We start from the raw sequence: 20072 nt of genomic DNA, 5'->3' as shown, positions 1-20072 counted from the left end.
CGCGCGCGCGACGCCCCGGAAGACACACGGCAAAGCTTGCGCATCCGCCGCCTTCACCTACCTTTCATCCGATGCCCGACACCGCCGCCACGCCCCTTCTGCCGCAACGCTTCTCCGACTGGTTCGCCAGCCGCGGCTGGGAGCCGCATAGACACCAATTGGAGGTGCTGGCGTCGCGCGAAGATACGCTCCTGATCGCGCCGACCGGGGGCGGCAAAACGCTGGCCGGTTTCCTGCCGTCGCTCGTCGATCTTGCGGAGAACCATGACGGCCTGCACACGCTCTATGTCTCGCCCCTGAAGGCTCTCTCGAAGGATATCGCCCGCAACCTGCGCGCGCCGGTGGACGAGATCGGGCTGGACCTGCGGATCGAGGATCGCACCGGCGACACCTCGGCCACGCAGCGCCGTCGTCAGCGGGTCGATCCACCGCAGATCCTGCTGACGACGCCGGAGAGCCTCGCGCTGATGCTGTCATACCCCGAGGCGCCGAAGATTTTCGCGGGGGTGAAACGGGTGGTGCTCGACGAGATCCATGCGCTGGCCGAAAGCAAGCGGGGCGACCAGTTGATGCTGGGCGTCGCGCGGTTGCGCAGCCTGTCGCCGGGCCTGACCGTTACCGGGCTGTCGGCGACGGTCGAGGCCCCGCAGGCGCTCGCAGATTTCATGGGCGGCGCGCGGGTGATCATGGCCGACCCGGGCCCGCCGCCTGATATCGAGATGTTGCCGACCGAGCTCCCCGCGCCTTGGGCCGGCGGCGGCGGACGGCACGCCGCGCGCGACGTGATGGCGGCGATCGAGGACGCACGCCTCAGCCTCGTTTTTCTTAACACGCGCGCACAGGCGGAGCTGTTCTTTCAGGCGCTCTGGGAGGTGAATGACAACGCCCTGCCGATCGGGCTGCATCACGGCTCGCTTTCGCGGGAAGCGCGGCACAAGGTCGAGGAGGCGATGGCGAATGGCGCTCTGCGCGCGGTGGTTTGCACCGGCTCGCTCGATCTGGGGCTCGACTGGGGCGATGTCGATCTGGTCCTGCAGGTCGGCGCACCGAAGAACGTCAAACGCCTCGTGCAGCGGATCGGGCGCGCCAATCACCGATATGACGAGCCTTCGCGCGCCCGGATAGTGCCCGCGAACCGCTTCGAGATTGTCGAATGCGCCGCCGCTTTGGAGGCCGTGCGCGAGAACGATCTCGACGGCGGCGGACGACGCTGGCGCGGCCCGCTCGACGTGCTGTGCCAGCATATCCTGCTGACCGCCTGCGCCGGGCCGTTCGAGGCGGATGCGCTTTATGCCGAGGTGCTGGGGGCGGGGCCCTACGCCACGCTGCCGCGGGCCGATTTCGATGCCTGTCTCGAGTTCTGCGCGACGGGCGGCTACGCGCTGCGGGCCTATGACCGCTGGCAGCGCCTGCTGCAGCGTGATGGTAAATGGCAGCTTCGCGACCCCCGCGCGACCCGCGATCTGCGGATGAATATCGGCACGATCACCGAGACCGAGAAGCTGAAAGTCCGCCGCAAATCCCGGCGCGGCGGCACGCCTCTGGGCGAGGTCGAGGAAGGCTTTGCCTCGTCTCTTACCCCCGGCGACACGTTCCTGATCGGCGGACAGGTGGTGCGCTACGAGAGCCTGCGCGAGATGGTCGTCGAGGTGACGAATGCCGCCACGCGCGAGCCGAAGATCGCCGTCTTCTCGGGGCTGAAGATGGCGACCTCGCTGGAGCTGTCGCAACGGGTGCAACGGCTGATCGCCTCGCCGGAAGACTGGGACCAGTTGCCGCCCCACACCCGCGATTGGCTGGCACTGCAGCGCGATATCTCGACCCTGCCAGCACCCGGCACACTGACCTGCGAGACCTTCCTGCGCGGCGGGCGGGCGTTCTTTTGTCTTTATGGCTTCGCGGGGCGCAACGCGCATCAGACGCTCGCACTGCTGCTGACGCACCGGATGGAGCAGGCGGGGCTCGGGCCGCTCGGCTTCGTTGCCACCGATTACGCGCTGCTGATCTGGTCGATCGACCCGGTCGAAGATCCTGCGCCGCTGCTGTCGGTCGAAGGTCTGCGCGAAGGCCTGCGCGACTGGCTGGAGAGCAACGCGGTGATGAAGCGCGCGTTTCGGTCGATCGCGACGATTGCAGGGCTCATTCAGCGCAATCTGCCGGGGCAGCGCAAATCGGGCAAACAGGCGACGTTTTCCTCGGACATCCTCTATGACACGTTGCGCCGCTACGATCCCGATCACCTCCTTCTGCGCATCACTCGCGAAGAGGCTAGCCGCGGTCTTGTCGATTTCGAGCGGATCGAGGAGATGCTGGCCCAAGGGCAGAGAATCGTGCATATCCGCGCCCCGCATGTGACGCCGCTGGCCGCGCCGCTGTTGCTCGAACATGGGCAGGTCGGCATTCGCGGCGGCACGGGCGAGGCACGACTGATGGAAGAAGAGGCGCAGGCGATGATGCGCGAGGCGGGGCTGGAATGAGAGAGATCACCTTCGCGGGGCAGCGGTTCGAGGCGCAACCGTCGGGCGCGCTCTATTGGCGCGAGGAGGACGCGCTGATCGTGGCCGATCTTCACCTGGGCAAGTCCGAGCGGATGGCGCGGCGCGGCGGTGCGCTGCTGCCGCCCTTCGAGAGCCTCGACACGGTAATCCGGCTCGAGGCCGAGGTGCTGCGCCTACGACCTTCGCGGCTGATCAGCCTTGGTGACGCCTTCGATGACGACGCGGCCGCGAGCGAAATCGCCCCGGAGATTGCCGGCCGTCTAACCCGGCTCGCGGCCCTGACCAAGCTGCTATGGATCGCGGGAAACCACGATCCGATCGGCCTGGGCCGGACCGTCGAGGAGACGCAGATCGGCCTGCTCACGCTGCGCCATATCGCCGGTGTCGGGCCGGACCTTTCCGGCCATTACCATCCCAAAGCCAAGATCGCCCGGCGCGCCTATCGGGCGTTTCTCATCGGTCGCGATCACCTGATCCTACCCGCGTTCGGCACCTATACCGGCGGGTTGGATTGCGACGGGCCGGAGCTGTCGTCGCTGGTCGGGCCGGGGGTAGCGGTGCTGACGGGGCCGGGGATGCCTATGCGCCCGATCGGTCAGAGCGCGCTGCGCCAGTCGCGATAGCCCGCCCGTTCCAGCGCCTCGCGCGCCGCGATGAAGCCGGGGCGATCGGGCTCCGGGTCGGGGATCGGCACGACCGGCGCGAGGTCGTCCAGACCCAGACCATGCTCGCGCCGTCCTGCGCGGATCAGGGCGAGATACCATTCGAACGGCGCGATCCCGTCCCGGCGCTGCAAGGCGCGATAGGTGAAGGCACGTGCGCCGTCCTCGAGTACTAGCGCGATTTTCTCGTAATGCAGCCCGGCCCCCTCGGCGGCATCGAGCGCTGGAATGTCACTCTCCGCGATCTCAAACAACACGCCTCGGGTGCTCGCGTCGCCCTGCGTGATCGTGGCCTTCGCGCTCCCGTCGCGCCCGCGTTTCGAGAAATCGAGCGAATGTCCGGGGATCTCCGCATGGCCGATGACGCGCGCCGAAGGGCAGCGCGCGGCAAGCCGGGAGGTCAGCAGGTTGGAGCCATAGGCGAGGTAGGGGATCATCCGCTTACCCTCAGGTTCATCGCAAATGTCTCCTGCCCGCCGGGGGGCAAGATCATGCTGTCGGGTCGCGCGGCCAGTTCCGGCCCGGCGCCTTCCGAAGCAGGCAGCCCGTGCCACGGCTCGATGCAGATATAGGGCGCACCGGGTTTCTGCCACAGCGCGAGATTGGGCAGGTTGGAAAAGCGGAAATCGAGCACCGGCCCGCCCTCTCCGCAATAGCGCAGCCCGTCGCCCGCGCCTTCAGGGAAGATCATCGCGTCGTCTTCAAACTGTGCCGGATCGAGGGTCAGCGCGCCCGTCGTGAAGGGCGAAGGCATCCGCGCGCGCCCCAGCATACCATCCACGAGCCGAGCGAGCGCAGGCTCCGCGCCGTTGCTCAGCTCGATCCGATGCGGGCCGGTCGCACCGGGCAGCGGCCAACGAAACGCGGGGTGAAAGCCGAAGGAAAACGGCATCTCTCGCTCGCCCGCATTGCTCACAGTAGCAGTGACGCGCAGCTCCGACCCCACGACTTCGTGGACGATCTCAAGACGGAAATCGAACGGATAGGCCGCCGTGTCATGCGAGGGTTCGAGCAGGTGGCAGCAGCGGGATTGCGTCAGCTCGGTCACGCGAAAGGGCAGGTCGCGGGCGAAGCCGTGCTTGGAGATCGCGTGGGGCGTTCCATCGATCGTCACCCCGTCGGGCGCGGGAAGGCCGACGATGGGGAAAAGGATCGGGGCCTGCCCGCTCCACCAGGCCGGGTCGCCCTCCCAGAGCAGCTCCTGCCCCTGATAGCTCAGCCCCTGCATCTCAGCGCCCAGATCGGCGATGGTGACGCTGAGGCTTTGGGAGCAAATCTGGGGCATGTGTCGGGATCCGGAGGTTGTGACGTGTCGCGCCTTGGTATCGCGCCGCCGGAGATGATCCAAGCCCGCGTCCGTTTCGTGCCGAGTGAGGGGGGCAGCGCCCGACCTTGGGGTGAGCCGCGTCTCGGAGGGCTTCCTTTGGAAGCCTTCAGTGGCGAACGCGCCGCGCCTCGCGGCGCAGGGGGCGCTTCGCTGTCGTTTGGTTTGGGCGGTTTATCTTGCAAGCCCGGAGGACGGGGAGGCTGTGAGCTGCATCGCCAATGCGCCCTCCCGGGGGAGGGGTGAGCCGGGACTAGCGGCCTTCCAGTAGAAGGACGCCCCGGCGAACGCCCAGAGCGCGAGCGAAGGGCCGGACGGGCGCGTGTGATAAGAGATGAGGGCAGCGCCCGACCCTTGGGTGGGCGCTTCGCCGTCGGTTGGTTTGAACGGTTTATCTTGCAAGCCCGGAGGACGGGGAGGCTGTGGGCTGCATCGCCAATGCGCCCTCCCGGGGGGAGGGTCGGGCGCTGCCCGGGCTGGTCGCCCGGGCGGGGGGCGAAGAACTCACCCGATCTCTGAATAAAAACGCATTAGAGCCGTCAGGATGTCATCCGCGTTCTTGAGGGCCTGATCGATTTCGGACATGGAATATTCGTTTTCTTCGTTGACACGTGCTCCCTTCGGCCGGGCATTTACGCGAACGGTTCCTTCCCGTTGGACGTGGACGCCATGGATCGCGAGGTGGCGCGCGTCATGATAGCGATGGAGCCACCCTGTCAGTTCGCTTATGTAGGGGCGCCACCTGTTACCTTTTTCCAGTTGTGCTGCTGTTTTTCCAAAGGCGGAAATAAGGTCACGGGTTCCGAAGCTACGTAGCTCATTCCGACGCTCGATGTATTCTGGTGTTTCCGTGACACGCTTCTCAACCGCACAGATCACATTCGAAATGGTAAGCTCAATACGCGCACAAGTCTGAACATATACTCCGAGCTTTCGGAGATAGTCTGGGTCGAGTTCCTGTTCGACTGAATAGCGTGGCTCCGTCACCGCGCCTCCTCAAACATCCAGCTCCTCCACGAACTGGGCGTTCTCCTGAATATACTGGAACCGCAGCTCGGGCTTCTTGCCCATAAGGCGCTCGACCAGATCGCCGGTCTCGTTCGGCTCGTCGTCGTGGATCGTGACCCGGATCAGCTTGCGCGTCTCGGGGTTCATCGTGGTCTCTTTCAGGTCCTTCGCGTCCATCTCGCCCAGACCCTTGAAGCGCTGCACGTCGATCTTGCCCTTGCCGCCCAGACCTTTCTCCAGCATCGCCTCCTTCTCGGCGTCGTCGGCCACATAGATGCGTTTGGCGCCTTGGGTCAGGCGGTAGAGCGGCGGGCAGGCGAGATAGAGGTGCCCCTGATCGATCATCGGGCGCATCTGGGTGAAGAAGAAGGTCATCAGGAGCGAGGCGATATGCGCGCCGTCCACGTCCGCGTCGGTCATGATGATGATCTTGTCGTAGCGCAGATCGTCGACGTTGAACTTGGTGCCGAGGCCCACGCCGAGCGCCTGCGTCAGGTCGTTGATCTCCTGGTTCGAGCCGAGCTTTGAGCTTGCCGCGCCCAGCACGTTGAGGATCTTGCCGCGCAGCGGCAGCAGCGCCTGGTTCTTACGGTCGCGCGCCATCTTGGCCGAACCGCCTGCCGAGTCGCCCTCGACGATGAACAGCTCGGTGCCCGAACGGTTCGTGGCCGAACAGTCGACCAGCTTGCCGGGCAGGCGCAGCCGCTTGGTGGCCGATTTGCGCTGGGTCTCTTTCTCCTGCCGGCGCTTGAGGCGTTCCTCGGCGCGCAGCACGAGGAAATCGAGGATCGCGCCTGCGGATTTCGTGTCCGAGGCCAGCCAGTTGTCGAAGTGGTCGCGCACCGCGCCCTCGACCAGACGCTGCGCCTCGACGGTGGCCAGACGGTCCTTGGTCTGGCCCACGAATTCCGGCTCGCGGATGAAGCACGAGACCAGCGCGCAGCCGCCGGTGATCAGGTCGTCGCGGGTGATCTGCGCAGCCTTCTTGTTGTTCACCAGCTCGCCATAGGCGCGGATGCCCTTGAGGATGGCGGACCAGAAGCCCGCCTCATGGGTGCCGCCCTCGGGGGTGGGCACGGTGTTACAGTAGGACTGGATGAAACCGTCGCGCGAGGGCGTCCAGTTGATCGCCCATTCGACCGAACCCGGCACGTTGAACTTCTCGCGGAACTCGACCTTGCCCGAGAAGGGGCGGTCGGCATAGGTGCTGGCGCCGCTCAGCGTCTCGGTCAGGTAATCGGCGAGGCCGCCGGGGAAGTGGAAGGTGGCCTCGGTCGGCGTCTCGCCGTCGTCGATCTCGGATTTCCAGCGAATCTCCACGCCCGAGAAGAGATACGCCTTCGAGCGCACCATCTTCAGCAGACGTGCGGGCTTGAACCGGTGATGGCCGAAGATCTGCTCGTCGGCATGGAAAGTGACCGTGGTGCCGCGCCGGTTCGGCGCCGCGCCGATCTTTTCGACCGGACCTTCCGGGATGCCGCGCGAGAAGCGCTGTTCATATAGCTCCTTGTTCTTGGCTACCTGAACGACCATCGAATCCGACAGCGCGTTCACCACCGAAGCGCCCACCCCGTGCAGACCGCCCGAAGTTTCGTAGGCGTCGCCCGAGAACTTGCCGCCTGCGTGCAGTGTGCAGAGGATGACTTCCAGCGCGGATTTGCCCGGGAATTTCGGGTGCGGGTCAATCGGGATGCCGCGCCCGTTGTCGCGCACGACGATCGAGTGATCGGCCAGCAGCTCGACCTCGATGCGGCTGGCGTGACCGGCCACCGCTTCGTCCATCGAGTTGTCGAGCACCTCGGCCACCATGTGATGAAGCGCGCGTTCGTCCGTGCCGCCGATATACATGCCGGGGCGTTTTCGCACGGGTTCGAGACCTTCGAGCACCTCGATGGAGGAGGCGTCATAGGAATCGGTCTGGGGCGTCAGAAGATCGTCGGCCATGCTGCTCGCTTTCTCTTGTAGTTTTCTAAACAAGAGATACCGCAGGTTGGGGCGGAGGAGCAAGAAGACCCCACCGCCCCGATGCGTTCCGAAAGCCCCACAACCCCCGGAAACGACCGACTCTCAAGCGACGCGCGCCATGAGCAGCATCGACCCCACCGCCATTGCGATACCGAGGACTTCCCGCAGGGCGAGTTTTCCGCCGAACAGTACGACCCCCATCGTCACCAGAGCCATCAACGTGAAAAGCGTCGGGGCCACGCCGGTTTGCGCCAGCGACACCTGCCGCAAGGCCAGAAACCAACCTGCTGCCGAGGCGGCATAAAGCGCGCCACCGAGCAAGACAGACGGCGAATGCAGCGCGTGCCCCCTTTCAACCGCGGATTTCAGAATGAAATCGCCAGCGATCACGACCAGCGTCGCACTCAAACACAAGCTGTATCCAAGCAAGGCAGGCATGGTGTCCTCTAACCCTCTTCACCCCGTTAAGATGACGTAAGGGAAAGATCTTGGCCAAACCTGAATTTGCCCTGCTGCGGAAATCCTGACCGCTTGGTAAGGCGGACCTGACCGAAAGGCGAAGTGGTGGCTAAGCGCCTGCCCATGGTTTGAGCAAAGACGCGGACGTGCATCCCTGCGCGTATACCTTTCGGTCTAGACGTTGCGCCGAACCCGCCGAATCAAATCGCCTCGGCCTCGCGCTTGTCCCACATTGCCCGGAAGGCCTTGCGGCTCTGGCAAAGCTTGATCCAGCTTTGCAGTCGCGGATAGGGGGCGAGGAACTCGGGGTGGTCCTGCCCGTAGCGCAGAACCTCCGCCAGATTGAGATCGGTCACGGTAAACCGGCCACCCACGATATGGCTATGCGTCTCCAGATGGGTCTCGAGCGCGGTCAGCGGCCGGGCGAGCTTCGATAGGAGCGAGGCGATCTCGGCCTTGCCCTCGGGCGTGTCCTGTTCCTTGCGGCGATAGACGAAGCTGAGCGCGAGCGCGTCGGTCTCGATCCAGGTCGCGGCGAAGAGCGCCCATTGCTCCATCAGCGACAGCTCGCGCTCATGCGCGGGGGCAAGGGGCCCGCCCGCCTTGCGAGCGAGATGCAGGTTGATCGCAAGCGACTCCGTCAGGATCAACCCGTCTTCCTCCAGCACCGGGATCGCGCCCATCGGCGAGAGCTTGCGGAACTCGGGCGAGCGGGTGTTGAGCGGCACCTCCGGCGCGAGCGGATCCTTGAACCGGTTCGCCTGCACGACTCGGCGCAGACGGAACGGCAGGCCAAGCTCCTCGAGCAACCAGAGCGCCCGGCTCGCCCGCGAATGATAGTTGCCGTAGATCGTGATCATGTCCGTTCCCTCGTTTCGAGCGATTTTGGGGGCGTTTTTATCCGCCGGAAGGCCAGCAGACACGGGTTTTTGACACGTATCAAGGCACATCACGCGGGATTGCGCGACGCTTCGCAAGGTTCAGCCAACGGAGGGATAGGCATGAAGGATCAGGCCACGACCGAGCGGGACACGACTGCAAAAGCCGCGACCGCCGAGATGGCGGTCGACGCGCCTTCCCTTCCGGCGGAGGGATCGCCCGCAGGCGTCGAGGCCCTGCTGAAGGAGGCGGGCCCGAAGCAATTCCCGCGCGTCGATCCCAACGCGGTGCGGCTGGCCTTCGAGACGGGCAAATATCCCTATCGTCGCAAAATGGCGCGCCCCGCTTACGAGACGGAGAAAGCGCAGCTTCAGGCCGAGTTGCTCAAGGTCCAGAAATGGGCGCAGGAGACCGGCGAGAAATTCGTGATCCTCTTTGAGGGCCGCGACGCCGCGGGCAAGGGCGGCACGATCAAGCGCTTCACCGAGCATCTCAATCCGCGCTTCGCCCGGGTCGTGGCGCTCAACAAGCCCTCCGAGGAGGAGCAGGGTCAATGGTATTTCCAGCGCTATGTCGAGCATCTGCCGACCGCGGGGGAGATGACCTTCTACGATCGCAGCTGGTATAACCGCGCGGGCGTCGAACGCGTGATGGGCTTCTGCAAACCCAACGACTACCTCGAATTCATGCGCCAAACCCCGGAGTTGGAGCGGATGTTCGTGCGCTCGGGCATCCGGCTCTACAAATATTGGTTCTCGGTCACCCGCGAGGAGCAACGCCGCCGGTTCACGGCACGTGAAACCGATCCGCTCAAGCGCTGGAAGCTGTCGCCGATCGATCTGGCAAGCCTCGATCGCTGGGACGATTACACCGAGGCGAAGGAGGCGATGTTTTTCTATACAGATACCGCCGATGCCCCTTGGACAATTGTGAAATCGAACGACAAGAAGCGCGCGCGGCTGAACTGCATGAAGCATTTCCTCTCGACGCTGGACTATCCCGACAAGGATCCCTCGATTGCGACACCGCCCGATCCGCTGATCGTCGGCCATGCGAGCCATGTCGTGCATTCCTCGCAGCATATACTTGGTGCATCTCTTCATCCCGATCAGCGTCGCGTGACCAAATCCTGAGCATGTGATCGCCGAGCGGGAACTCCCGGGCCCCTTTCGCCTTGTCCCTTGGCGTGTCGCAATCCATGTCAAAGAGAGGAACCGGAGGAGCGCATGGGCTGGAACGAAAGATTCGCCGGAGACGAGTATCTCTATGGCACGACCCCGGCGGATTTCGTGGCGCGTCAGGCGTGGCGTCTCGCGCCTGGGGCGCGGCTTCTGAGTATCGCCGATGGCGAAGGTCGCAACGGCACCTATCTCGCGAGCCTCGGGCTGCAGGTGACCGCACTAGAGCCCTCGGAAAACGCGCGCCGAAAGGCTGCCGAACTGGCGCAGGAGCGGGGCGTGTCTATGCAGACGATCGACGCCGATCTGCGCGGCTACGACTGGCCGCGGGGGGAATACGACGCCGTGCTCGCCTGCTTCATCCAGTTCGCCGACCCCGCCTTTCGGGCAGAGATTTTCGACGGCATTGCGACCGCACTCAAACCCGGCGGTCTCGCTTTGATCCACGGCTTCGCGCGCCGCCAGCCGCGCTACGGCACGGGCGGCCCGGGGATCGTGGAACAGCTTTACGATCTCGATCTCCTGCGTGACGCCTTCCCGCGCTGGGAGGTGCTGCATCAGGCCGATTACGATGCCGATCTAGACGAGGGCGCGGGCCATTCCGGGCGCGCGGCGCTGATCGATTTCGTCGCCCGCAAACCCGCGCGGTGATTCTGAAGCTTTCGGCAGGAAATTCGGGACTTCGCGCGGCTTCTACGCATAACGCTCGATGTTCCGTCGCGCTTTCTGCACGGTATTCAGGCGTTTTTGCATCCTCCCTCGGCGGTCGGCCGGAACTCGCCGAAGCGCCCGCGCGTGCCTATCGCTCCGCGAGGGGAGATGTGTGTTTGCGCACAAAGGAGTGTCTTCGGAATGACACGATTGCGTGTAACATCAATTCGATACGTTTTCGCCATCGCAGACTGGAGTTCCTCATGCGCAAGCCTCTCCTCGCCCTGACCTTGACCCTCGCCGCTACCGCCTCTTTCGCGCAATCGCCCAAGGATGCGGTGGACGCGCGCCAGGGCTATTTCGATCTGCTCGGCGCCCAGATGGCCGTGCTCGCGCCAATGGCGCAGGGCAAGACCGAGTTCGACGCGGCCAAGGCACAGACCGCCGCTGACAACATCGCGGCGCTCGCCAAGGTCGATATCCGTCCGCTCTTCGTCGAGGGCACCTCGGTCGACGATATGATGGAGACCCACGCGAAGTCGGAAATCTGGTCGAACATGGATCTCTTCGGACAGAAGCTCGACGGTTTGCATCAGGCCGCTGCGGAGATGCCTGCCGCAGCGGGCAGCCTCGACACGCTTCAGCCGGCCGTCGGGAAACTCGGCGGCGCCTGCAAGAGCTGCCATGACGAGTTCCGCGCGAAGTAACACTTGATGAAAGACACTGCCGCCGCCCCCGCGAAGAAGACCGTCACGGTCTGGGATCCCGTCGTGCGCCTGTTCCACTGGCTTCTGGTGCTGGCTTTTGCCGTTGCCTGGGGCCTGGGGGAGTGGGGGCCGAACCAGATGACATGGCATTTCTATGCGGGCTACGTCATCGCGGGACTGTTGGCGGTGCGTCTGATCTGGGGGTTCGTGGGGCCGCGCACGGCGCGGTTCTCGCACTTCCTCTATGGGCCCAAGGAGGTGGCGGATTATCTTCGCCACCTGCCATCCAAGGAAAGCTCCGACCATGTCGGGCATAATCCGCTTGGCGGCTGGTCTGTCGTCGTGATGCTGGGGCTTCTGATCGTGCAGGTCGTGACCGGGCTGACATCCGATCCGCAGGACTATATCAACGTCGGTCCGCTTGCGGGCTCCGTGCCCGAGAGCATCAGCACGAGCTGGGCGCCCAAGATTCACGAGCTTGTCTCGACCTTGCTGCTGATCGTGGTCGGCATCCATATCGCGGCCATCGTCTATTACCGGGCGTGGAAGGGCGTGAATCTCGTCAAGCCGATGATTACCGGCAAGAAAGAGGTGGGGGAGTAACCGCTCTCTTGACCGCCGCAGCGGGCGGGGCTAGCGCTCGCTCATGACGAGCAACGATCCCCATCAGAGCGCGCCGCCGCCCCAGCCGCAGAGCCAAGCGATGCCTCTCGCCCGCCATGTGCGGGCGATCTTCACTCTGGGCCTGCCGCTGATCGGCTCCAATCTCGCGCAGATGCTGCTCAACGTGACCGATACGGTGATGGTGGGCTGGTATGGCGTCGAGGCGCTGGCGGCGCTGGTGCTGGGCACCTCCTATTTCTTCTCTATCTTCATGCTGGGCAACGGGATCGCGCTGGCGGTGATGGGGCGCGTCTCGGCGAGTCTGGGCGCGGATGACGAGGTGCAGGCGCGGCGCGACACCCGGATGGGGATCTGGCTGTCGATCGTGTTCGGCGTGGCGATGCTCCCGCTGTTCTGGAATTCCGGCGCGGTGCTGGAGCTGCTGGGTCAGAAGCCCGAGATCGCGGCGCTCGCACAGGATTACCTGCGCATCCTCGGCTTCGCGCTCGCGCCGGGGCTCGCGATGATGGTGATCCGGTCCTACCTGTCGGCGCAGGAGCGCACGGCGGTGCTGCTCTGGATCACGCTGGGGGCCGTTCTGCTGAACGCGGGCGTCAACTGGATCCTGATCTTCGGCAATTGGGGCGCGCCGGAACTGGGGGTGCGCGGCGCGGCCATCGCCTCGCTGAGCGCGATGGTGCTGAACCTCGTCGCGCAGGCGATCTATGCCGCGCGTGCGCCCGGACTGACTCATATCCGGCTGTTCCAGCGCTTCTGGCGACCCGATTGGGAGGCGTTCTGGATCGTTGCGAAGATGGGGCTGCCGGTGGGGCTGACCTCCGTCGCGGAAGGCTCGATGTTCCAGGCCTCGGCGCTGATGATGGGCTGGATCGGCACGGTCGAACTGGCCGCGCATGGGATCGCGCTGCAGGTCTCCTCGATCACCTTCATGGTGCATGTCGGTCTCTCGAACGCCGCCACCGTGCGGGCAGGTCGGGCGCATGGGCGGCGTGACCCGCGCCTGCTGCGTGACGGGGCGTTGGCGGTGACGGGGATGTCGCTGGGCTTCGGTTTGCTGACGGTCGCGGTCTTCGTCTTCGCGGGGCCTTGGCTCACGCGCCTGTTTCTCGATGCGGACAACCCGGCCACGCCCGAGATCGTCCTCTACGGCGTTCGCTTTCTGATGGTCGCGGCGATCTTCCAGCTGTTCGACCTGATGCAGGTGATGGCTCTGGGACTGCTGCGTGGCGTGCAAGATACGCGCGTGCCGATGTGGATGGCGGTGGCGAGCTATTGGCTGATCGGCATCCCGGCCAGCTACTTTCTCGCCTTCACGCTGGATCTTGGCGGGGTGGGGCTGTGGTTCGGCCTCGTCCTCGGCCTCGCATCGGCGGGGGCGATGATGATGCGCCGGTTCTGGCGCGGTGCATGGCTGCATCCGCGCCCGGCAGCGGCTTAACGCACGCCAAGCCCCGCCTTCATCAACGTCTTGCGCACCGGTCCGAGGGAATAGAGCGCGCCCAAGACGCCCGCGCGCAGATCGCGCAGTGGCTGGGCCTCGACCATCGAGGCACGGTTGAGCAGATCGATCCCCACCTCGCGCGCCTTCACCTCCGGCCAGCGGCGACGGTGATAGGCGTCGAGCATCTTCGCCTCGCCCAGATGCACCGGGTCTTCCTCGGCCAGCTTCAGAAGGCAGGCCAGATCGGCGAGGCTCATGTTCAGCCCCTGTGCGCCGATCGGCGGGATGACATGTGCGGCCTCGGCGATCAGGGCCACGCGCTGGCCCGAGAACCGATCCGCGATCTGCGTCATCATCGGCCAGACCGCGCGGCGGGTCTCCAGCTTCAGCGGCCCGAGAAGCCCGGTCGAGCGTTCCATGATCGCCGCTTCGAACGCTTCCGTGGGCAGCGCGGCGAGGCGCTCGGCCTCGGCGGCGCGCTCCATCCAGACGATCGCGGAAGACGGCTTGCCATCGCGGTCGGGCAGCGGCACCAGCGTGAACGGCCCACCCGAGCGGTGGATCTCGGTAGAGACGTTGTCATGCGGGATCGGGTGGGTGACAGCGAAGGCCAGTGCCTTCTGGCCGTAGCGGATCGTCTTTACGCCGAGGCCAGCCGCTTCGCGCACGAAGGAATTGCGGCCATCGGCCCCGATCACGAGACGGGCGCGCACATGGGTGCCGTCGGACAGCGTCACCTCGGCGCCGCTTTCGCGGGTCACGAGGCCAGTCGTCGCGATGCCGGGGCGGAAATCGACGAGCGGATTATCGGCAAGGGCGGCCACCAGCTCGCGGCGCAGCAGCCAGTTCGGGAAGTTCCAGCCGAAGGGTTCGTCGGACAAGTCGGCCGCGTCGAAATCGCGGGTCAGCCGTGCGGTCGGGCTTTCGCCGCCCGCATCGACGATCCGCATGATCTGCAGCGGCGCGGCATAGGGCAGGAGCCGATCCCAGATTCCCGCCGCTTTCAGCACCTCCCGCGAAGGACGCAGGAACGCGGTCGAGCGCATATCCGCGCCCTCGGCTGCTTCTTCGGTGACCGGCGGCATGGGATCGACGCAGATCGTGGTGAAGCCCGCCTGCCCGAAGGCCGCGGCTGCGGTCAGGCCGGCGACGCCGCCGCCGGAGATCAGGATATCGGTGTCGATGGGTGTGCGGGTCTCGGCCATGGGGCGCCTCCGTCAATGTCCGTGCCATTTTGCCCTCCGGCGCGGGCAGGTGCAATGATCCGCCGCTGGGATGCGACGTGGCGACACAGCGGAACGCGAGACGGCCCCGCTCAAATCCCGAAGGGGGAGCACAAAAAGAAACAGCCCGGATCGCGCGGATCCGGGCCGTGTTCGCCATGGGCGAGAATTCTTCGAATAGGACGTCAGCCGCCTGCGGTCATCACCACGAGAAGGGCGAGCATGATCCAGGTCGCGCCAACAGCCCAGAGGATGAGGCCACCGAGGCCCATGGTCACAACCATGCCAGCGGCCAGAGCCACGACGACAAGCGCGAGGGTGAACATGAAAGCAGGCGTAATCTGCTTGTGCTCGGTTTCGGAATGATTGGCCGCATAGGCCGAAACGCCGGAGTCGGCAGTCGTCATGGTCATATCGATTCTCCCGTTTGCTGTCTCCCTGACAGGCCCCCGTCACTTAAAGATGCATCGCGGACCGATAAAGACGCGAAGCCGTGCCATATTGTCGCAGAGTCGTCACTTTGCCTTCAATCGCGCGTGATCTCGCGCAGGAACGCGGCGAGATCGGCGGTGTGGTAGTGGATGTGATCCTCTGGCGCAGGGGCGGGGGCGACATGCACGGTCTTCATGCCGAGCGCGTGGGGATGGCGCAGGTTGCGGGCGTCGTCCTCGAACATAGCCCCGCGCGTGGGCTCGATCTCGGCCTGCGCGAATATCCGGTCGAAGGCTTCGCCGCGCGGCTTTGGATGAAACTCCGCATGCTCGACACCATAGACCCCGTCGAAAAGCCCGGTCAGCCCACGCGCCTCGATGACCCGTGTGGCATAGGGGGCCGAGCCGTTCGTGTAGACGATCTTGCGGCCCGGGAGTGCGTCGATGCCTTCGCGCAGCGCATCATCCTTGACCAAATGATCGAGTGAGATCTCGTGGACTTCGTGCAGATAGGGCGCCGGGTCGACGTCGTGCTCGTGCATCAGCCCGGCCAGCGTGGTGCCGTAAAGCTGCCAGTAGTGGTTGCGCAGGTGATCGGCCCGCGCCCGATCAACGCCCAGCGAGCGCATCACGAAATCGGTCATCTTCACCTCGATCTGGTCGAAGAGTCGCGCCTCCGGCGGGTAGAGCGTGTTGTCGAGATCGAACACCCAGGCGTCGACATGCGCGAACTCGGCAGCGAGGTCGCGGTCGGCGGGGGAGGCGGAGGCGGGGGCAGGCGCGGTGCTGTCTGTCATGGGCTGCAAGCTAAGTTGCGGGGCGCGCGGGTGCAATCTGCTTGTCACCGGGTGCGCGCCGCGCCTAATCTCTGGCAGATCTCGAAAGCAGGATGCATGCAAAAAGACGCCTACACTCTCATACTCGACGCCATCGACGAAGGCGTCTACCGCCCCGGGGACCGCTTGGTCGAATCCGAATTGGCGGAGCGGTTCGGAGTGTCACGCACCCCGGTGCGCGAGGCGTTGCAGCGGCTCGAAACCCAACAGATGCTGGCCCGCGACGGGCGTTCGCTCATCGTCGCCTCGCTCGATCACAACCAGTTGGCGGAGTTGTATGTCGTGCGCGCCGAATTGGAGGCGCTGGCGGCGCAGCTGGCTGCGAAACATGCGGCTCCCGAAGAGGTCCGGGTGCTGCAGAACATGATCGACGAAGATCGCGGCCAACTCGACGATCCGGAAGCGTTGAGCCGGGCCAACCGCCGGTTCCACCACCAAATTCACCTCGCCTCGCATAATCGTTACCTCGTCCAGCAGCTCGATCTTGTGCACCGCTCGATGGCGCTTCTCGCGACCACCTCTCTTGCGGTGAAGGGCCGGGGCGAGGCGGCGCTCGACGAGCATCAGGCGATTGTCGATGCGATCCGCGAGGGCAATGGCGACGCGGCGGCCTCGGCGCTGCGCGCCCACATCTCGCGCGCCTTCGAGACGCGCCTCACGCTCGACGCGGCGCATCACGGGACGGCGGGCCACTGGGCCGAGGCTCTGTGATTATCCGATAAGCGGTGAATGGGCCTCGCGTTGCGGGGGCGGGCGCGCCGCGGCCTCTGCGGGGGCGATCTCGTCGCCGGGTCGGGCCTCCGACGCTGTCGCGTCACTGTCGTCGAAAATGCCGTGGCTCGTCTTGTCCCAGTAGAAGGGGCGCGCGATCAGTTCGTAGAGCGCCTTCCAGCCCGCCAGCGCGCCCAGCGGATAATAGAGGTGGAGCGTCGGGATCCATTTTATCAGGTTGCGATGCTCCGCCCCCCGGCAGGCCCAGGCAGAGGTCGTGATCGCGATCAACTCGGACAGAATGAAAGTCCCCATAACTAACGCGAAGACCGGGCCGGGCAGGGCGCTCGCGATCGGATGCCACAGCCCGAACAGCGCGAGCCAAAAGCTCCACAAGACCGGCGCCAGAACATATTGCGAGAGCGAGCCGAGGATCAGGATCTGCACGCCGAGAAAGCGTTTCGTGCCCAGATCGCGCCAGAGCTGCACCGGATCGCGCATATGCACCGCCCATGTCATCGCGTAGCCCTTGAGCCAGCGCGAGCGCTGTTTGACCCAAGGCAGGGCGCGGCAATTCGCCTCCTCGAAGGTGGCGGCAGCGATCAATTCGGTGCGGTAGCCGTGCCGCGCGAGACGTACGCCAAGATCGGCATCCTCGGTCACGTTATGCGCGTCCCAGCCGCCCAGCTCCTCCAGCGCGTCGCGGCGGAAGAAGAGGGTCGTTCCGCCCAAGGGCACGACGAAGCCGAGCCGCGCGAGCCCGGGCAGGAACATCCGGAACCACGTCGCATATTCCACAGTGAAGCAGCGCGCGAGCCAATTGGTGCGCGGGTTGTAATAGTCGAGAACCCCTTGCAGGCAGGCCGTCTCGGGCGGGGCCGCGAGGAAGCGCTGGGCGACGATCTGCAGTTGATCCGGCTCGGGCGCGTCCTCGGCGTCCCAGACGCCGATCACCGAGCCGCGACAGAAGTTCAGCGCGTAGTTCAATGCGCGCGGCTTCGTCTTGATCGGCCCGTCCGGTACCGTGACCACCCGCATCCAGCGTGGCAGATCGGCGTTCGCAAGGGCCGCACGGGTCATCGTGTCGCTATGTTCGATGACGAGGATCACGTCGATCAATTCGCGCGGATAGCGCAGCTTGCCGAGCCGCGAGACGAGCCGCGCCGCGATGTCGGTCTCGCGAAACAGCGGGACCATCACCGAGATGATCGGCAGCCGCCCTTTCGGCGCGCCCCGGATGAGTGGGTCGGGGCTGGGCTTGCGTTGTTCGGTGATCTCGCTCGCAAAGGCTGCGAGCTTGAGCGCCATCGAACCCACGAGCGTCAGCATCACCCACCCGAAGAAAAGCCCGAGAAGCAGGTTGGGCGCGAGCAACATTCCGAGCCCGGTCACCGCGACGAGCCCCGCCGCGATCCGGCTGGCGCGCCGTTCGTTGTGGTTGCGGCAGCTCTCGACCGGGTCGACCTTGATCTCGGCGTGTCGGATCAGCGCGGTCTCGCGGCATGTGAGCAGGCTGTCATGCACGCAGCGTTCCGCGGCCAGTACGAGCCGGTAGGGCGCATGGCACGTGGGTAGCGAAGCCTGTAGAGCCTCGAAATCCTCGGGCCGTGCGGTCGCGATGAGGGTGACGCCGCCGACGCGCCGCCAGGGAACCATCGCGTGCTTCAGGCAAAGCTCCGGTCCGATGGCATCGATGAGGCGAGGATCGGGCGGCTCCTCTTGCAGGTCGACGACCGAGGCATGTCGTTGTTCAGCCAAGGCGGCCATCAGATCGGTCTCGTGTACCCAGCCATTCGCGAGAAGGATATCACCAAGCCTGACATCTTCGCGCTGCCGAAGCGCCGACGCCGTAAGCAGATCGGCCGGATCGACCGCGTCCCGATCCAGCAGGATTTCTCCCAGAGGTGGGCGCGCGGCGCGGTAGGCGTGTCGTTTTGGCTTGGCATCAAGGCTGCGCCGTCTGAGCGGAGAAATGGAATTCGCGATTGGATTGGTCAGCAGCAGCGGCGCCGGTTTGGCGTCAGCCGCTGGTGTTTTCAAAAGCTTTTGCCGCGCGCCCATGCCAAACCTCGCATCTGTCCTTGAAGGCAGGATGCGAGCGTTTGATTAATAGGCAGTTAACCTCAGTTCGGAGCCTATAGTCGCCGGAAGCGCGTTACGACTTGCGCGCGCGCATCGCTCTCGCGAAACGCTCGAACAGGTAGTAGCTGTCCTGCGGGCCAGGGCTCGCCTCGGGGTGATACTGCACCGAGAAGACCGGGCGATCGGCCATCGCAATACCGCAGTTCGAGCCGTCGAACAGCGAGACATGGGTCTCGGTCACACCCTTGGGCAGGGTCTGGCTGTCGACCGCGAAACCGTGGTTCATCGAGGTGATCTCGACCTTGCCGGTGGTCAGGTCCTTCACCGGGTGGTTTGCGCCGTGGTGTCCGTGGTTCATCTTGACGGTCTTCGCGCCAAGCGCGAGCGCCAGCATCTGGTGGCCGAGGCAGATACCGAAGACCGGCAGCTCGGTTTCCAGAACGCCCTTGATCATCGGCACGGCATATTCTCCGGTCGCTGCCGGATCGCCCGGACCGTTCGACAGGAAGACCCCATCGGGTTCAAGCGCGAGCACGTCCTCGGCCGTCGCGGTGGCTGGCAGCACGGTCACGTCGCAGCCAGCCGAGGCGAGGCAGCGCAGGATGTTGCGCTTCGCGCCGTAGTCGATGGCGACCACTTTCAGGTCGTTGCCTTCGGCTTTCTTGTAACCCTCGGGCCAGGCCCACCGCATCTCGTCCCAGCGGTAGCTTTGCGCACAGGTCACGTCTTTCGCGAGATCGAGCCCTTCGAGCCCGGACCATTCGCGGGCCTTGCGTACCAGCGCCTCGATGTCGAAGACCCCGTCGGGGTTGTAGGCGATCGCGACATGCGGCGCGCCTTGCTGGCGGATTTCGCGGGTGAGGCGGCGAGTGTCGATGCCGCCGATGCCGATGCGACCGCGCTTCTCCAGCCACTCGACCAGAGTCTCGGCGGCGCGCCAGTTCGACGGCTCGGTCGGGTTCCATTTCACCACCATTCCGGCGGCAACGGGATCGTTGGTTTCGTCATCTTCCGGGTTCACGCCGGTATTGCCGATATGGGGGAAGGTGAAGGTCACGACCTGGCCCGCATAGGAGGGGTCGGTCATGATTTCCTGATAGCCGGTCATCGACGTGTTGAAGACCAGTTCGGCCACCGTCTCGCCCGGGCGGCCGAAGCCCTTCCCGTAGAACAGCGAGCCATCAGCGAGTGCGATCAATGCAGTGGGCTTTTCCGATGCGGACTGGCTTGCAGGCATGGCGCGACTCCCCGATGTCAAAATTCGCCGGAACCTAGACGCGCTGGGCGCGGGGGTCAAGAGGGCACGAGATAATTGCGAATTGCTTATTTATCAACAACTTGCAAGAGTTGTGCGCGTTTCGCAATACCGCTATTCTGGCGCCTTCACGGAAGT

General features: G+C 65.1%; 20 protein-coding genes. 9 read left to right on the top strand and 11 right to left on the bottom strand.

Annotation, left to right across the window (positions count from 1 at the left end):
* Window positions 1–71: 71 nt before the first annotated feature.
* Both B6V74_RS03645 and pdeM read left to right on the top strand, forming a co-directional pair.
* On the top strand, window positions 72–2477 hold the full coding sequence (locus B6V74_RS03645; RefSeq protein WP_088721968.1) for a ligase-associated DNA damage response DEXH box helicase: 2406 nt from the start codon (window positions 72–74) through the stop codon (window positions 2475–2477).
* Window positions 2474–3121: a ligase-associated DNA damage response endonuclease PdeM gene (gene pdeM / locus B6V74_RS03640; protein WP_088721967.1), complete on the top strand. Its 648-nt coding sequence runs from the start codon at window positions 2474–2476 to the stop codon at window positions 3119–3121. The genes B6V74_RS03645 and pdeM overlap by 4 nt, the downstream gene beginning before the upstream one ends.
* On the opposite strand, the gene B6V74_RS03635 is transcribed toward pdeM, so the two are convergent.
* The 6 genes from B6V74_RS03635 to B6V74_RS03615 all read right to left on the bottom strand — a co-directional run bounded on the left by B6V74_RS03635 (window position 3094) and on the right by B6V74_RS03615 (window position 8776).
* Complete coding sequence (locus tag B6V74_RS03635; protein WP_088721966.1) at window positions 3094–3597, bottom strand: gamma-glutamylcyclotransferase family protein; 504 nt, start codon at window positions 3595–3597, stop codon at window positions 3094–3096. The two genes, pdeM and B6V74_RS03635, sit on opposite strands and share 28 nt — an antisense overlap.
* Window positions 3594–4445: an aldose 1-epimerase family protein gene (locus B6V74_RS03630; protein ID WP_088721965.1), complete on the bottom strand. Its 852-nt coding sequence runs from the start codon at window positions 4443–4445 to the stop codon at window positions 3594–3596. Before B6V74_RS03630 ends, B6V74_RS03635 begins: the two co-directional genes overlap by 4 nt.
* A gap of 543 nt (window positions 4446–4988) precedes the next feature.
* Window positions 4989–5471: a hypothetical protein gene (locus B6V74_RS18720; protein ID WP_146694510.1), complete on the bottom strand. Its 483-nt coding sequence runs from the start codon at window positions 5469–5471 to the stop codon at window positions 4989–4991.
* Between the two features lie 9 nt (window positions 5472–5480).
* A complete protein-coding gene (gene parE / locus B6V74_RS03625) occupies window positions 5481–7436 on the bottom strand; it encodes a DNA topoisomerase IV subunit B (RefSeq protein ID WP_075776271.1) in 1956 nt (651 codons plus the stop codon).
* Window positions 7437–7559: 123 nt separating this feature from the next.
* The gene (locus B6V74_RS03620) at window positions 7560–7895 is read right to left on the bottom strand and encodes a hypothetical protein (RefSeq protein WP_143597868.1); all 336 of its coding nucleotides are present in this window, start codon (window positions 7893–7895) and stop codon (window positions 7560–7562) included.
* A 221-nt stretch (window positions 7896–8116) separates the two neighbouring features.
* Entirely contained in the window at window positions 8117–8776 is a 660-nt protein-coding gene (locus tag B6V74_RS03615; RefSeq protein WP_075776269.1) for a glutathione S-transferase family protein, read from the bottom strand.
* Between the two features lie 198 nt (window positions 8777–8974).
* Between B6V74_RS03615 and ppk2 the strand changes: the two genes are divergently transcribed.
* The 5 genes from ppk2 (at window position 8975) to B6V74_RS03590 (ending at window position 13393) form a co-directional block, all read left to right on the top strand.
* Entirely contained in the window at window positions 8975–9928 is a 954-nt protein-coding gene (gene ppk2 / locus B6V74_RS03610) for a polyphosphate kinase 2 (RefSeq protein ID WP_088722182.1), read from the top strand.
* A gap of 93 nt (window positions 9929–10021) precedes the next feature.
* The gene (locus B6V74_RS03605; RefSeq protein WP_088719121.1) at window positions 10022–10624 is read left to right on the top strand and encodes a class I SAM-dependent methyltransferase; all 603 of its coding nucleotides are present in this window, start codon (window positions 10022–10024) and stop codon (window positions 10622–10624) included.
* A gap of 263 nt (window positions 10625–10887) precedes the next feature.
* Window positions 10888–11331: a cytochrome c gene (locus B6V74_RS03600; RefSeq protein ID WP_075776266.1), complete on the top strand. Its 444-nt coding sequence runs from the start codon at window positions 10888–10890 to the stop codon at window positions 11329–11331.
* 6 nt (window positions 11332–11337) lie between these two features.
* Window positions 11338–11934, top strand: a complete 597-nt coding sequence (locus B6V74_RS03595; RefSeq protein WP_088719120.1) for a cytochrome b/b6 domain-containing protein — start codon at window positions 11338–11340, stop codon at window positions 11932–11934.
* 100 nt (window positions 11935–12034) lie between these two features.
* Window positions 12035–13393, top strand: a complete 1359-nt coding sequence (locus B6V74_RS03590; RefSeq protein ID WP_088722181.1) for an MATE family efflux transporter — start codon at window positions 12035–12037, stop codon at window positions 13391–13393.
* On the opposite strand, the gene B6V74_RS03585 is transcribed toward B6V74_RS03590, so the two are convergent.
* The 3 genes from B6V74_RS03585 to B6V74_RS03575 all read right to left on the bottom strand — a co-directional run bounded on the left by B6V74_RS03585 (window position 13390) and on the right by B6V74_RS03575 (window position 15847).
* Window positions 13390–14601 carry a UbiH/UbiF family hydroxylase gene (locus B6V74_RS03585; protein WP_088721964.1) on the bottom strand — a complete coding sequence of 404 codons (1212 nt, stop codon included), beginning with the start codon at window positions 14599–14601 and terminating at the stop codon, window positions 13390–13392. The two genes, B6V74_RS03590 and B6V74_RS03585, sit on opposite strands and share 4 nt — an antisense overlap.
* Before the next feature lie 203 nt (window positions 14602–14804).
* Window positions 14805–15032 (bottom strand): hypothetical protein, encoded by a 228-nt coding sequence (locus B6V74_RS03580; protein WP_075776263.1) that lies wholly within the window; start codon window positions 15030–15032, stop codon window positions 14805–14807.
* A 113-nt stretch (window positions 15033–15145) separates the two neighbouring features.
* The gene (locus B6V74_RS03575) at window positions 15146–15847 is read right to left on the bottom strand and encodes a pyrimidine 5'-nucleotidase (RefSeq protein ID WP_088721963.1); all 702 of its coding nucleotides are present in this window, start codon (window positions 15845–15847) and stop codon (window positions 15146–15148) included.
* Window positions 15848–15943: 96 nt separating this feature from the next.
* Between B6V74_RS03575 and B6V74_RS03570 the strand changes: the two genes are divergently transcribed.
* The gene (locus tag B6V74_RS03570) at window positions 15944–16597 is read left to right on the top strand and encodes a GntR family transcriptional regulator (RefSeq protein WP_075776261.1); all 654 of its coding nucleotides are present in this window, start codon (window positions 15944–15946) and stop codon (window positions 16595–16597) included.
* Here B6V74_RS03570 and B6V74_RS03565 read toward each other — a convergent pair whose 3' ends face one another.
* On the bottom strand, window positions 16598–18364 hold the full coding sequence (locus B6V74_RS03565; protein WP_240497037.1) for a glycosyltransferase: 1767 nt from the start codon (window positions 18362–18364) through the stop codon (window positions 16598–16600). It abuts the gene before it with no gap.
* Here B6V74_RS03565 and B6V74_RS19115 point away from each other — a divergent pair.
* The gene (locus tag B6V74_RS19115) at window positions 18338–18682 is read left to right on the top strand and encodes a hypothetical protein (RefSeq protein ID WP_240497036.1); all 345 of its coding nucleotides are present in this window, start codon (window positions 18338–18340) and stop codon (window positions 18680–18682) included. The genes B6V74_RS03565 and B6V74_RS19115 overlap by 27 nt on opposite strands.
* 70 nt (window positions 18683–18752) lie before the next feature.
* Here B6V74_RS19115 and carA read toward each other — a convergent pair whose 3' ends face one another.
* Window positions 18753–19916, bottom strand: coding sequence for a glutamine-hydrolyzing carbamoyl-phosphate synthase small subunit (carA, locus tag B6V74_RS03560; RefSeq protein ID WP_088721961.1), 1164 nt, complete (start codon window positions 19914–19916; stop codon window positions 18753–18755).
* Window positions 19917–20072: the final 156 nt, after the last annotated feature.

It is taken from the genome of Thioclava sp. F42-5, from assembly GCF_002213195.1.
GTDB lineage: Bacteria > Pseudomonadota > Alphaproteobacteria > Rhodobacterales > Rhodobacteraceae > Thioclava > Thioclava nitratireducens.
The sequence above is the reverse complement of the archived record's forward strand: the minus strand, read 5'-3'. Positions and strand labels throughout refer to the sequence as shown.